Source organism: Limnohabitans sp. 2KL-3, assembly GCF_001269405.1.
GTDB lineage: Bacteria > Pseudomonadota > Gammaproteobacteria > Burkholderiales > Burkholderiaceae_C > Limnohabitans_A.
On the sequence record NZ_CXON01000010.1, the window covers coordinates 14,083 to 27,780 of the forward strand.

The 13,698-nt window shown below is 54.9% G+C and carries 9 protein-coding genes; 1 reads left to right on the forward strand and 8 read right to left on the reverse strand.

Features of this window, described 5'->3' with window-relative positions; genetic code table 11:
* Positions 1-23: 23 nt before the first annotated feature.
* Positions 24-2,243: a heavy metal translocating P-type ATPase gene (locus AMM41_RS13135; protein ID WP_089959224.1), complete on the forward strand. Its 2,220-nt coding sequence runs from the start codon at positions 24-26 to the stop codon at positions 2,241-2,243.
* On the opposite strand, the gene AMM41_RS13140 is transcribed toward AMM41_RS13135, so the two are convergent.
* From AMM41_RS13140 to AMM41_RS13175, 8 genes are all read right to left on the reverse strand, one after another.
* On the reverse strand, positions 2,215-3,126 hold the full coding sequence (locus AMM41_RS13140; protein ID WP_089959227.1) for a DUF535 family protein: 912 nt from the start codon (positions 3,124-3,126) through the stop codon (positions 2,215-2,217). The two genes, AMM41_RS13135 and AMM41_RS13140, sit on opposite strands and share 29 nt — an antisense overlap.
* A 608-nt stretch (positions 3,127-3,734) precedes the next feature.
* A complete protein-coding gene (locus AMM41_RS13145; protein WP_089959231.1) occupies positions 3,735-4,520 on the reverse strand; it encodes a class II aldolase/adducin family protein in 786 nt (261 codons plus the stop codon).
* A gap of 160 nt (positions 4,521-4,680) precedes the next feature.
* A complete protein-coding gene (locus tag AMM41_RS13150) occupies positions 4,681-4,944 on the reverse strand; it encodes a YkgJ family cysteine cluster protein (RefSeq protein WP_089959237.1) in 264 nt (87 codons plus the stop codon).
* A 25-nt stretch (positions 4,945-4,969) separates the two neighbouring features.
* Complete coding sequence (locus AMM41_RS13155; RefSeq protein ID WP_089959241.1) at positions 4,970-6,190, reverse strand: murein transglycosylase A; 1,221 nt, start codon at positions 6,188-6,190, stop codon at positions 4,970-4,972.
* A gap of 92 nt (positions 6,191-6,282) precedes the next feature.
* Entirely contained in the window at positions 6,283-6,720 is a 438-nt protein-coding gene (locus tag AMM41_RS13160) for a C40 family peptidase (RefSeq protein WP_228769269.1), read from the reverse strand.
* A 95-nt stretch (positions 6,721-6,815) separates the two neighbouring features.
* Positions 6,816-7,478 (reverse strand): response regulator transcription factor, encoded by a 663-nt coding sequence (locus AMM41_RS13165; RefSeq protein ID WP_089959251.1) that lies wholly within the window; start codon positions 7,476-7,478, stop codon positions 6,816-6,818.
* Positions 7,475-9,514, reverse strand: a complete 2,040-nt coding sequence (locus AMM41_RS13170) for a sensor histidine kinase (RefSeq protein WP_228769278.1) — start codon at positions 9,512-9,514, stop codon at positions 7,475-7,477. Before AMM41_RS13170 ends, AMM41_RS13165 begins: the two co-directional genes overlap by 4 nt.
* A gap of 65 nt (positions 9,515-9,579) precedes the next feature.
* Positions 9,580-13,689: a YhdP family protein gene (locus tag AMM41_RS13175; RefSeq protein WP_228769270.1), complete on the reverse strand. Its 4,110-nt coding sequence runs from the start codon at positions 13,687-13,689 to the stop codon at positions 9,580-9,582.
* Positions 13,690-13,698: the final 9 nt, after the last annotated feature.

The following is a 13,698-nucleotide window of genomic DNA, read 5'->3' on the forward strand; positions in this document are numbered from 1 at the left end:
TATTCCCAAACGCAAAGGTTTTCATGACACAGATCAATTCAGAGCGCAGCACTTACACCATCGGCATTGGTGGCATGACCTGCGCATCATGTGTCAGCAGGGTTGAAAAAGCGTTGCTGAAGGTTCCAAGCGTTGAATCGGTGAGTGTCAATTTGGCCACTGAGATGGCCTGTATTGAAGTGACATCAGACGGGACGACAGAAGCACTTTTGCGCCGAGCCATTCGCGATGCAGGCTATGAACCACGCATTCAGCAACGTCATTCCGAACAGAAAAAGGAAACAACATGGTCCGGTTTTGCACCGGTGGCCATGGGTTTGCTTTTGTCGGCGCCATTGATGATGCCCATGCTGGGTGAATCGTTGGGTCAGCACTGGATGCTGCCTGCTTGGGTTCAATTTGCCTTGGCCACACCTGTGCAATTTGTCTTGGGGGCACATTTCTACAAATCGGCTTGGCATGCACTCAAGGCTTTGACCGGCAATATGGAGCTTTTGGTGGCATTGGGCACCACGGCTGGTTGGGCTTTATCGGTCTGGTTATGGATCCATGCGCAAGAAGGTCATGCGCCGCATTTGTATTTCGAGGGGTCAGCCGTGGTCATCACTTTGGTGATGTTAGGCAAGTGGCTCGAAGGCCGAGCCAAAAAACAAACCACCGAAGCCATCAGTGCGTTGCACGCTTTAAGGCCTGACGTGGTGCATTGGGTGGGTGAGGAAGGCCAAATCGATGTGCCTGTGGATGAAATACGGGTTGGAGATCACATTGTGGTGAAACCTGGAGAGCGTTATCCCGTCGATGGTGAGATCTTGGAGGGCCAAACACAGGCTGACGAATCCATGCTCACTGGTGAAGCTTTGCCTGTGGATAAAAAACAAGGTGACCCATTAACAGGTGGTGCCATCAATGGCGATGGCACCGTACTTGTGCAGGTGAAGGCAGTAGGCCAGGACACTGTTCTTTCCAACATCATTCGATGGGTCGAACAAGCTCAGGCCCACAAAGCGCCGATCCAACGCTTGGTAGACAAAGTTGCAGAAATATTTGTGCCGGTGGTCGTCTTTGTGGCCATGGTCACTTGGGCCATTTGGCTTTGGCAAGGGGCATCATTTGAAACCGCGTTGATCCATGCAGTGGCAGTGCTGGTCATTGCGTGCCCTTGTGCGCTGGGTCTGGCCACACCCGTGGCCATCATGGCGGGCACAGGTGTGGCCGCCAAACATGGCATCCTCATCCAGGATGTCGCCGCATTGGAAACAGCCCATCGTGTTCAAACCATCGTTTTTGACAAAACAGGCACCTTGACACAAGGACGGCCACAGCTGATCGGACAAGTGCCCGGACCGGATGAAAAAAACAATTCGGCACTGATGTGGGCAGCAAGCGTTCAAAGTGCCAGTGAACACCCATTGGCTCAGGCGGTGGTCAATGCCGCAAAAGCGCAGGGCATCAAACTGCAAACGCCACAAGCCATGGTGGCCCTGCCCGGAAAAGGTGTTCAAGCCCAACTCAATGAGCGACACCTTTTGTTGGGGAGCTTGCGTTGGTTGGAAGAAGAAGGTTTGAACACCCTGTGTTGGCAAACGGAAATGGGGCATTTTCAAGCGCAAGGTGCCACGCTTTCTGCATTGGCAGAACGAACGCCTGAAGGACTCAAACCATTGTTGCTCATGGCTTTTGGTGACGAACCCAAGCCCGAAGCACAAAAAGCCTTGGCCTCTTTGCGCCAAAGAGGCATCAAGTTGGTCATGATTTCCGGAGACAACACCATGGCAGCACAGGCCATGGGTCGCAAGCTCGGTTTGAAGCCAGAACAAGGTGAGGTTCAGGCCAATGTGTTGCCACAACAAAAAGCCGCCGAAATTGAAAAACTGAAAAAAGACCATGGCAGTCGAGTTGTTGCCATGGTGGGCGATGGTGTCAACGACGCCCCTGCATTGGCGGCTGCGGATCTGGGCATCGCCATGGGCAATGGCACCGATGTGGCCAGGCATGCCGCAGGCATGACACTCATGCGAGGCGATGTGACTTTGGTGGAAGCCGCTTTGGACATTTCAGCGCTCACCGTGCGCAAGATCAGACAAAACTTGTTCTGGGCATTTGCCTACAACGTGGCTGGCATTCCCTTGGCAGCAGCCGGTTATCTCAATCCCATGGTGGCAGGCGCAGCCATGGCCTTGAGTTCGGTCAGTGTGATGGCCAACGCCTTGTTGCTCAAGCGCTGGCGTCCAAAGAAAAAGTAGTCGCCTCATCACGGTACGCACCCACAGTGCTGTCCATGCTCAACAAAAGACAAGACAAAATGGTCGCTTTGCGTTTGGCCTCAGCTCTTTTGTGAGATGCAACATCACTGAAATCACTGGGCAAATGGACCCGGGGATGAAGATGGAAAAAACCGGACTGCTTTTTGACAGCACCCAGTTCTATCCACAAACCATCGAGATCTGTTTTGATTTTTTTTCGTCGCTTGGGATTGAGCGCAACCCTCTGGTGATTGCCCACCAAGAGGACATCCTCACAACCCAACAACATGGCCAAATGACGGGACAGTTGGGTGATCAAAACAGCGGGCCGCAAACCATGCAACGCTTTGGTGGCTTGACGAATGATTTCTTTGCCATCGTGATCACGGTTGCCATGAAGACGCGTGATGATCATGTTGAAGCCATGGTCGGATCTGGCCAACAAAAAAGAAACCGTGAAGATGACCCTGCCCTGCCATTGCAGCAAAAGACTCATTTCACCTTCACGATGTCCTTCACCCAAAGATAAAAGCGACAAAACCATCAAATCACCTGATTTGCTGGGTACCTCTGCCAGAACAATCGCTTGCGTGACGGATTCATTGAAGAGCTTTGACCAACCGGCCACATCAAGCGTTCGATAGTGGTTCAACAAAAGTTCAACGCGATCTTGGCACTTGAGTGGTTCAAAAGCATAGGGGCGATAGATGCGGGTCAACAATTTTGGAGCGGCTGGAAGTCTGTCCCAAAGAATTTTTTTTGAACGCACAAAACGCAACCACATCCACGTTGCGCGGGGGTATAGCAAAGTTCCCAGCAAGAACTTCAAGCGCTCACGGGGGTGCGGCTTCAAAACAGCAACGCTTTCTTTCCACAAAGACATGTCCGAACTTCAATGAATAAATTTTAATTAAAACTTAAATTTTTAATAAAATCAATAATTTGTTACTTTAAATGTAATAAATTGCTTTTCTAGAAGGTCAAAAAAAATTTTGACAGATAAAAACTGGCGATAGGGTCCAAAAAAATCAAAGCCGATGACAAAGTCTGTGGATAAAAAAAGGACAAAACCCCACTTATCCACAGACCTGAGGTCCACCACAAAGTTGTTCAAGAAACCGTGACAGCAAAAAAGCAAAGTCACACACATCCAAAAAAACAAGATAAGTCATTGTTTTTTATAGATAAATGATGGTTATCCACAGAAAAGCGCCTGCCTTACCTACTACGACTAATTAAAGATATAGAAATACAGATAAGAAGGAACAACTGTCTTGTGCCTCTGAAAACGGCCGTGACATGACAAAGCCTCAGCAAGGGTCATCGGAGCCGAGCAGGTAGGGAACCCTTCAAAAACGAATTCAAGAGCCTGTTAAGCGTCTCAAGAGGCGTGTGAACACCCCAAAGTCCCTGAGCTCAGACAGGGTCAAATTTTTCAAAAATCACCTGCTTGACCGGGCAGGCCAAAAAAAAAGCCCTGAAGGGCTTTTTTTAGAGATCAAAACCAGGGTTTTCACGTCCCAGTTTGCGCAGCAAAGATGGCCAAACGAAGGCACCACCCAAACCACCCGTTTGAACACGCATGGCTGTGGCCACACCGTTCAAGATCTGTGGATCAACCGAAGTCAAGTCTTGAGGTTTTGTTGACCCTGCCAAAGCATCGACCTGAATGCGGCATGTATTTTCAAAGGTGTACATGGACAAAAACGCATCGGCAATGGTTTTGCCAACGGTCAACAAGCCATGGTTACGCAGCATGAGGTAATTGGCTTGACCCAAATCGGCTTGAAGACGAGCTTTTTCGTCATCACGAATGGCAACCCCTTCGTACCCGTGATAAGCCAGAGAGGCCAACACAAAGGTGCTTTGCTGGCTGATGGGCAACACCCCATGCTGCTGGACACTCACCGCCACACCTGCCCGGGTGTGTGTGTGAAGTACACAGCCTGCATCGGGACGTACTTCATGAACAGCGCTGTGGATGACAAAACCTGCCGGATTCACCGGAAATGGACTGTCATGAAGTTTGTTGCAATGCATGTCCACTTTGACAAGGCTCGATGCGGTGATCTCATCGAACATCAAGCCATAAGGGTTGATCAAAAATTGTTCTTCACCCCCGGTCACCGATGAAGGCAATTTGGCTGTGATGTGCGTGAACACCAAATCGCTCCAGCCATACAAAGCCACCAGTCGGTAGCAAGCAGCCAGGTCCACACGCAACTGCCATTCATCAGGATGCACACTGTCTTGAAGGCAAGCCATCTGTAAAGCCATATCGTTCTCCATGTTTGAAAATAGGAAAACAGCTTAACCAAAAGGCTCAGGCTCTCATGACCTGTGAGTGACTGAAAAAGCTGGGTGTGGACATCCCCAAAACCAAGGTCAAGGGATGTCTTGATGATTTTTCACGATGCGAAAAGATAAATTCAAAAGATCAAGGCCTGGTCAAAATTTCCAGCCGCATCAAAAAATCACGGGCATAAAGCCCACCGTCATCGTGCGGGCCACACATCTCAGGAGATGCTTGCAACTGTCCACAAACAGCAGGCCGATCCGGATGGTTGAAAATTTTGCATCTCAAGCGCTCATCCAGCTGCACACAGGCCACCCCTGCAGGTTTGCCATTGGGCATGCCCGGTATCGGTGACGAAATAGAAGGTGCTGTGCAGCATGCAGCACACCCCGGTCGGCAGTTCATATGAAAGGGCACGCTTTATAAAAGTTCATCGGGGCCACAACACCCAAAGTTTGAGGGGTTGTTTGAGGCGTCCTGCCAACTCGCCAGCGGCAGGACCCGAACCCACGTAATAGTCGGCCCGGACTGCACCCACAATGGCTGAGCCAGTGTCTTGGGCCAGGACCAAGCGATCCAAAGAAGTTTGGGGACCCGTCGATTGCAACCAAACCGGGGTGCCATAAGGAATACTGGCCCGGTCTACCGCAATGGAGCGACCCGCCGTCAAAGGAACACCTTGTGCACCTTTGGGGCCTGGAGGCGTGACGCCCATGGGCAGTGCTTCTTCTTTGAAAAAAACAAAGCGCGGGTTTTGCCACAGCAACTCGTTCAATCGTGTGGGGTTGCGTTCAATCCAATCTTTGATACCTGGCCAGCTGGCGTCCCGAACCAGGCCTTGGTCCAACAGCCATCGGCCAATGCTTTTATAAGCTTGTTCATTGGTGCCTGCAAAAGCCAAGCGAAGCAATCGTTGGCGTCCATCGGGTTCATTCACGTTGACCAAACCAGAACCTTGGATGTGCAGCACCATCGCATCCACAGGATCAGCCAGGTACACCAGTTCTTTGCCACGCAAAGCGTTGCGGGCTGCAGGTGTCGTTTCAATTTCTTGACGTGAATACCACGGAGAGCGCTGATTCAGTTGTGCCGGTGGGGCATAAACGGGAACCGAAAATCCCGGACGCGGCAAGCGCGAAGCTGCCAGCACAGGTTCGTAATAGGCCGTCAACAAGCCTTCGGCCTGCTTTTGCGGTGATTCAACCCGATAGGCTTGCAGGTTTTGACGAATCCATTGCCGTTGTTGGGTCACCGAAGCATTCGCCAATTGACGCACTTCGGGGCAAAGCGCAAGCCAAGTTGGACCCGGGCGTTGGCAACTTTGTAACCAAGCGGGCCAGGCTTCATGAATCGCATCATGGTTGAAGCCTGGCAGTTCAGACCAGGGAACAGGCACCCAGATGCTTTTGGCCTGCGTGATCACAGGCCGAGACAGTGCGTCGTTTTTGGCTGTGGCTTCATGGCTTTGGGGCAAAGGGCTTGGAACACTGGGGGTGAACGAGCAAGCTGTCAGGCTGCCTACAATCGCGACGCATGCCAAAGCAGCCCAAAAGGGGCTAAAACGAAGTAAAGGAAATGAACTCATGGGCTTGATTTTGCTAGAGGCTTTGCTTGCAGGGCTTGTTTTTGTCTTGATTGTCTGGTGGACCATGTTTTCTGGAAGAAAAAATGGCGAATTGCCAAGGGCTTCACCCGACAAAGAGGATGAAAAAACAGAGAAAAAACCGGACTGAAAAAGTCAGTTCAGGGATTCAGCAACGAATGTGCGCCTTCAAAACGTTGCGCGTAATACGGTTGACGCAGACTGTCCATGCGCACACCCGTGCGTGGGTTGGTGGCGTGCACAAAACGACCCTCACCCACATAAACACCAACATGGGAGTGGCGTGCACCCAAAGTGTTGAAAAACAGCAAATCACCCGCCTGCAGTTTTTCGCGGTCAATGGGGCGTGACAAACGAGCCAAATCGGCTGCACTGCCACGAAGCGACAGGCCTGCGCCCTCCTTGAAGACATGGGCAACCAAACCAGAGCAATCAAAACCCGTGGCAGGGCCGCGTCCACCATAGGCGTAGCGGGTGTCGAGCAAGGACATGGCTGTCAAGGCCACATCGTTTCGCAGCGGGTTGTAGGGGCTGGCCGATGCCACAGGCGCTTGGATGGTGGCGGCACAACCACTCAACAGACCGACGCACAGGAGTGCCGCAAAAAAGCAAAAAAGGCGCAAAGCCAGTGTTTCACATCGCGTTTTCAAACAAAGTATGACTGTGGGCCCGTTCATGACAGCAAACGCATCAAATTGGCCAATTCGACGGCCGATTTCACGTCCATTTTTTCGAACACCCTGGCCCGATGGACTTCAACAGTGCGCACGCTGATGTCCAGTTGATCTGCAATCAATTTGTTGGGCAAGCCTTCAAGCACCAGATGCATCACATCGTGTTCGCGTTCGGTCAACTCCGACAAACGGGTGCGCAAACATTGCTGTTGGCGACGGGTCGTCAAACGCTCTTGAGACAAGCCCAGGGCCTGCTCAACGCGATCGACCAAGGTGTTGTCTGAAAAAGGTTTTTCACAAAAATCAAAAGCGCCGCGTTTGACAGTGTCGACAGCGGTGGGCACATCTGCGTGACCGGTCAAAAAAATCACAGGCCAAGCGTGTGCCACACCCGTGAGCAACAAATGTTCAAACAAGGCCAGGCCACTCATGCCCGGCATGCGCACGTCCAGCAAGATGCAAGCCGCAACCGATGGCAGTGGCGAAGGGGTGGCGGGGTCTTGGGCAGGGGGGATGTGCGCATTGAGCATGTCCAAAAAGCTCTCGGCACTTTTAAACGGGACACTCAACAAACGCCGGGTTCGCAGCAACCAGGCCATGCCATCGCGAACGCTGGCGTCGTCATCGACGATGAAAACGGTGGGCGTGTCGGTCAGATTCATGCTTTGATCTTATCCAAAAGCAAAGCATCAACACCCTTGGTCCCCTGTGTATCCCCAGGCAATGTGAAGCGAAAAACAGTGCCCTTGGGCTGCAGGGGTTCAAAATCCAGGTGTCCACCGTGTTGTTCGACCACCGTGCGGCACAAGCTCAGACCCAAACCCATGCCTTCGGGTTTGGTGGTGAAAAAAGGTGTAAACAGTTTTTGAGCCACTTCCTCGGCAATGCCGACGCCCACATCCGTGACCGAAAATTCCAACCAGCCGGTCTCGGAATGCGCTGCAAAACGTTTGACCTGTAAAACCAGCACACGTTCACGACATTCGGGCACATCCATGGCCTGCATGCCGTTTCGACACAGGTTCAAAAGCACTTGTTCCACCATGGTGCGGTCACACACCACCCAAGGCAATTTGGCCTCAACACGAAAGTGGACCTTGACGTTCAGTTTGCGTGCCTGCAAATTCACCAAAGGCGCAATGGCATCGATCAAAGCCTGTGGCAGCACGGACTCTCGCGCCTGGTCGCGTCGGCGCACAAAGTCGTGCACACTGCTGATGACCCGGCCAGCCCGTTGGGCTTGCTCGGCAATGCGGCGCAGCGCCATGTGGACGTCGTCCAACGTCTGGGGCACGGCTTGAGGGTCTTTGAGCAAATTCAGCGAACCATTGGCATAACTGGCAATGGCCGCCAAAGGTTGGTTGAGCTCGTGGCTGAGCAAAGAGGCCATTTCGCCCACGGTGGCCAAACGGGCAGTGGCTTGCAAGCGCTCTTGGCTGGCCCGAGACAGCTCTTCAATTCGGCGTTGCTCGCTGATGTCGATGACCGCTCCCATCCAGCCCGTTTGTTGGCCCTGAACACTGATCAGGGGGGCCTCGATGATCAGAACCGGAAAACGCGTGCCGTCCTGGCGCATGAACACCGACTCAAAGCCTTCGCGCGGCGGCACATTGCCAGCCAGGCGAATGGCCTGACGCTGCTTGTATTCGTCCACCATTTCCGGCGGCCAATAAGGCATGGGGGCATTGCGTCCAGTGAGCACCTCAGCATCAAGCCCCACCATTTGGCAAAAAGCAGGGTTCACATAGGTGATGCGGCCTTCCAGATCGCGGGCCCGCAGGCCTGTGACCAAGGAGTCTTCCATGGCTTTGCGAAAAGCGAGAGCTTCGGCCAATTCGCGTTCGGCTTTCAAACGGCGACGGGAATCTTTGGCCAGCAAAATCATGACCGTGACCAAAGCAATGGACATGCCGGTGACCAAGGCGGTCAACACATTGGGAAACAGGTCGGGCTCTCCCCTTCGCCCATCCATGCGCAGCACCAAGGTGTTGCCCGGCAAGTCCACCAGTTGCTGGGCGGTGAACACCCTCAAGCCGCGTCGTTGTGTGCCTGAAATGGCCAGACGTGTGCCATCGGGCTCGGTGAATGACAATTCGTTGCGTCGGCCAAAGCTTTTGCCCAAACGCTCTTGCAACAATTCTTGCAAACCATAAGTGACCACGGTGAAGCCCATCAGTTCTCCTGCATGGACATAAGGCAGGCACAACTCCATGACTTCAAAGCCCAAGCCATCAACCTGGGGTAAAAAATAGGTACTCGAATAAGCTGGGCCACTCAAACGTCGGGCCCGCAGACAGGACTGCAGGGTTTCGTTGAGCATGTCGCTGCGCGGGTTGCGTTCAAAGACAGGGCTGCGCAGGGGGGAATCGGCCTGGTTGCGCAAATTTTGTGCTTTGTCACGCCACTCCACACGCAACCAGTCACGGTGCTCCCTGAGCAAGGACAGCATCTCTTGTTGCCATTGGGCGGCATTGGGCTGGGCCGCTTGAACCCCTTGAATCGCCTGAACATGCCGCGACAGCTGCGTGCGCAATTCATTGACGGCATCGGCGGTGTCTCGCTCCAATTCGGCCTGGACCTGGCTGGCTTCATAACGCCCGGCCAGCCAAACCAAGGTGATCAACACGGCCAGCACCAAGGTCATCAAAGCGACCCACAAAGAGCGTCTGCCAGCCCCCCCGGGGAGCCAATCCATCATGCGCGTGCGCCAGCGCTTGATGCGCCATCGCCAATGTGGCCAAAACATGGGGCGCAGCAGCTTGTTCATGGGCTTTTGGCTGGGGTTGTGCGCAGATCGACCCGGGTTACACGAGGATCTGTCCAGCTGCCATCGATCAGGAATTCTTGAGTGGAGGCGCGTGACAAAGGGTTTTGCAAAAACAATTGGGCCAAAAAGGTGGTCAGGCCCACCACGGGGTTGACCGCAATGCCCGCCAGCAAAGAGGCCGTTCCTGCATCGACCTCGGGCAAGATGACCACCCTCAGTTGTTGTGTTTCGCGTGCAATGTCGGCTGTGCCATCCAGCTGAACGACGGCGTTGACGCCCCGAATTTGTAAATTTTGGGTTTGGGCCATGCCCTTGGCAATGTTGACCCGTCCTTGAACCGAGTCAAACGCAAAGCCTTCGGAAAAGACATCCCGAAAATCCAGCATCAAACGCCGTGGCAAGGCCTGCAGGCTCAGCACGCCCAGCAGTTTGGCGGCACCGGCATCGGCTTTGAGAAATTGACCACGACCCATGCGAACTTCAAATTGCCCATCCAGGCTGGGGTAGTGCAAAGCCAAAGGCGAGCCCTGCCAGCGCACAAGCCCTTCGAGCTGCCCTGCGCCTCCGCGCAGGGCATCGGGTGTGCCCAAGCGGGCCAAAAGATCGCCTGCATTTTGAACATCCAACACAAAGTTCATTTCTGTCTGGCGCTGTGTTTTGCCCGCATGGGCTGCCAACCAGCGGCCGGTGCTGCGCAAGCTGCCCTCGGGCAAGGTGATGTTGAATTTTTTCAATTGCCATTCCACACCGGGAATGCTGGAGCCGCGTGCAGCCGTGTTGTTGACCGCCTCAATGTCGACTTTGCCCAGTTTTTTGCCACGCAATTCCAGGGCATCCACCACGATGTCCAGTGCTGGCAACTGAATGGGCGGTGTTTCCAACAAGGATTCCACATCTTTGGCAGAAGAAGGCGGCAGGGTCAAACGGCTGAACCGGGCGAACAGCAAGCCTTGTTGCTCGCCTGCTGAAGGTCGGTAGCGCACATGTCCGCTGAGTTCTTGCGCATCCACATTCAATTGCCATTGCTGGGCATCTCGGGTGCCGCCCGCCGCCACTTGGTGCAAGGTTCGGCCTTCGGCCGTCAAGGTTTGGGCTTTCAGTCCAATGCGGGTGGGCATGTAGGCAAGCAAAGCGGCAGGCTCAACCAAAGGTTCACCAGGGGCTTGTGCGTTTGTTGAAACGAGAGAGCGCCATTCATCGATCAGCAAGTGGTCAACGGCCACAAGTGCTGTGACGCCGTGGTCAGGCAAGGCCGGTGCTTGATCTAAGGGCACACCCAAGGTCAAAGCGCCGCGCAAAACCTTTGGCTGCGGGCCCGAAAGGTCGCGCACGTAGTGGGCAGAAACATCATCCCCAAGCCGCAGTTGAATGTGGTCTTGCCATTGGGGGCCTTGGCCCTGGCTGCGGATGTTCAGGGACAAGGGTTTGAGGGTGTCGGCTGTTTTGCCCAAAGGGGTGGGCCATTGGATGGCCAAACCTTGAAGTGCGCTGTGGACCGACAGTTCTGGTTGGCCTTGGTGCCAAGCCAAGCGTGCTTTGTAGGTGCTGGAACCCGTGAGGTGCTGTGCCAGGACATTCAGGGGATAAAGGTCCTTGGACCCGCGCAAGCCTTCTGCACTGATCTGGCCTTCAACTTCAAAAGCCAGCGTGGGTGGCGCTCCCGGTGTGGACGACGGCTGCAGGCCTGCGTCCATGATCACCGCGCCACCCAAGAGCTGGGCTTTTGCCTTGGACACTTTGAAGCCTGTCTGGTTGAACTCCACAGCGCCATGCACTTTTTCAAGCCATGGTGTGGCCGGCGTCACGCGCACATCGTTGCCCGCCAACATGACTGTGCCTTGGACTTGACTGTCCTTGAGATGGCGCAAAGGCAAGCCCAGTTTCAAACGCAGTTGCATTGGCCCAGTGGCCGTGGTGTTGTGCAGTGCCTGCGACAGCATCTGATCGAGCGGTGATTGTTGCACCGCAGCCAGAAATTGTGCTGCTTCGCCAGTGCCATCGGCTGTCAATTGCAGCTGAGGGTCATGGCGCATGTCGGCGATTTCAACCGCAGCAGCTTTGAGTAAGACAGCGTTTTTGGACTCCCCAAAACGTGCACTCGCATCGCTGAGTTGGACCCCGGTCCGGTCAAAGCTCAGTTGCCCTTGTAATGAGTGCAAGTGCGGCCAGCGTGGTCCTGTTACAGGCAGAAAATGGGCGGGCACCATGTCAAACTGCACACCCGTCAAGCGCCCGGAGACCCGGAATTCGCCATCGCTTGGGCTTTCAAAAGGCCATTTGGCCAAGTCGCCTTTGAGCTTGGTTTTCACCCCCACATAACGCCCTTTGACCAAGGCATCTTGAACATAGTGGCGCACCGATTCAGGCAGTTGCACAGGCAAATACCGGTGCGCGGCAGCGGCGTCGGCTTGTGCGATCGTGCCTTGCAAGTCCAGCCACCCGGGCCCATCGCCTGTGGGGTCTTGTTGCCACTGCCCACGCCATTGACCCTGCACATCGGCGTTGGCCAAGCTCAATTGCCATTGCGGCACTTGCCACACCTGACCGTTGGCACCTGATTTTTTTTCCCAAACGGCCAAGGCCTGCAGTTGCCGAACAGGCACCTCAGAACGCTCCAAAATGCCGGGCAAATCCACCGAACCACCGTGTGGCATGCGCAGGTCCACGCGGCCACCCTCTTGGCCCATCTTGATGTTCACCTCGGCGTTTTGCACCCCCGGCCAAAGCCGTGTTCCTGGTTTGGCCTGGTCGTGGCGCATCCGCACTTGGCTCAGGCTCAATTGTGTGTTGTACCCACTTGGCGAGCGCCAATCGCCTTGCCAATCCCAGCGCAAGGCATTCAACTGTCCGGTCACGGTGAGCTCTTGCAAGCGTGCCAAAACAGGTGCGCCTTTGGCCATGTGCAGGGCCAATTCACGCAAGGCCAGCAGGTCCAGCTTTTCGGCCCGCAGATGGCCAGATGCGGGTTGAGCGCCTTGAGCGTAGGTGTAGTTCAGTGCCCACTGCCCACCCGTCCAGTTCACACCCGTGTCGTCCACCAAGGCCACATCGCGTGTCAAGACCTCAAAACCCTTGCCATGAACCTTGCCCCCCAAGCGCCCTGACACTTGGGCCAGCTTCAAAGGGGCGTTTTGCGTGTCAAGCACCACGTTCAAGCCGCTCAGCGCCATATCGACCAAGCCACCCGTCCATTGGCCTTTGTCCACATCACCCCACAAACGCAAGGCACCCTGCCCTCCGTTCATTTGCCAAGTTTGGGTCATGCGCTTGGGCAGATGGGACCACCATGGGGCCACACGAATTTGGGCAAAGTCGGCGTAGACCTGCCCAGACCAATCGGCCCACCGCGCAGGGTGGGTCGACAACCAACCACGGCTGAATCGGCCCATGATCACAAAACGCTCACCCCAAGCCTCAGGCGGGCTGGCATCCACGCGCCAGTGGTGGTGCCTTGCGGTGTTGCGCAGCACCACATCCACGTTGCGAAAACTCAAGTCTGTGGTGGGCAGCGTTGTGGGTTCCGTCCTTTCCCGTGCGCTGGGCGGGGCATGGGGTGCGCGGGTCCCGGTGTTTTCACCGCCAGCCGGTTCATGGTGCCAGTGCAAGATGGCCCCACGCACCACCACCTCTCGTTGTGCAAACAACCAATCGGCCACGGCCGAATCTGCGGGGCCATGGCCCCAAAGCAGACCTGCCACACGCCATTGCCCTTGTGCATTCAGGTGAATGTCAACTTCCGTGGCATCCAATACCAACTGGTCCAAGCGCAAGCGCAAGGCTGAGCGCAGGCTCACGGCCACCCAGACTTTGGGCAGCCGAAGCGTGGCATGGCCCTGTGGGTCCAGCAAAGCCAGGTCGCGCAGCTCAAAAGAAGGCACCCAACCGGTCGAATGGGCCGAAATCTCGCCGATGCGCACCGGAACGCCAAGGCCTTGGCGGGCCATGCTTTCGAGTGCAGGGCGAAATTCGGAGATTCGCGGCACAATCCAAAAATGCAATGTGGCCCACGCCATTCCCAGCAACAAACCGGCCACCAACAAACCCCAAACCACGAACCGAACGCCAGCGGCCAGCCAGCGATGGCAGCGGCAGATCAATGGTGACAAAGGGTTGGA

What these genes read in the sequence shown, in the direction of transcription:
- AMM41_RS13135 (WP_089959224.1), top strand. Translation starts at nt 24, where the DNA reads ATGACACAGATCAATTCAGAGCGCAGCACTTACACCATCGGCATTGGT.
- AMM41_RS13140 (WP_089959227.1), bottom strand. Translation starts at nt 3,126, where the DNA reads ATGTCTTTGTGGAAAGAAAGCGTTGCTGTTTTGAAGCCGCACCCCCGT.
- AMM41_RS13145 (WP_089959231.1), bottom strand. Translation starts at nt 4,520, where the DNA reads ATGGCTTTACAGATGGCTTGCCTTCAAGACAGTGTGCATCCTGATGAA.
- AMM41_RS13150 (WP_089959237.1), bottom strand. Translation starts at nt 4,944, where the DNA reads ATGAACTGCCGACCGGGGTGTGCTGCATGCTGCACAGCACCTTCTATT.
- AMM41_RS13155 (WP_089959241.1), bottom strand. Translation starts at nt 6,190, where the DNA reads ATGGTCCACCAGACAATCAAGACAAAAACAAGCCCTGCAAGCAAAGCC.
- AMM41_RS13165 (WP_089959251.1), bottom strand. Translation starts at nt 7,478, where the DNA reads ATGAATCTGACCGACACGCCCACCGTTTTCATCGTCGATGACGACGCC.
- AMM41_RS13170 (WP_228769278.1), bottom strand. Translation starts at nt 9,514, where the DNA reads ATGATGGATTGGCTCCCCGGGGGGGCTGGCAGACGCTCTTTGTGGGTC.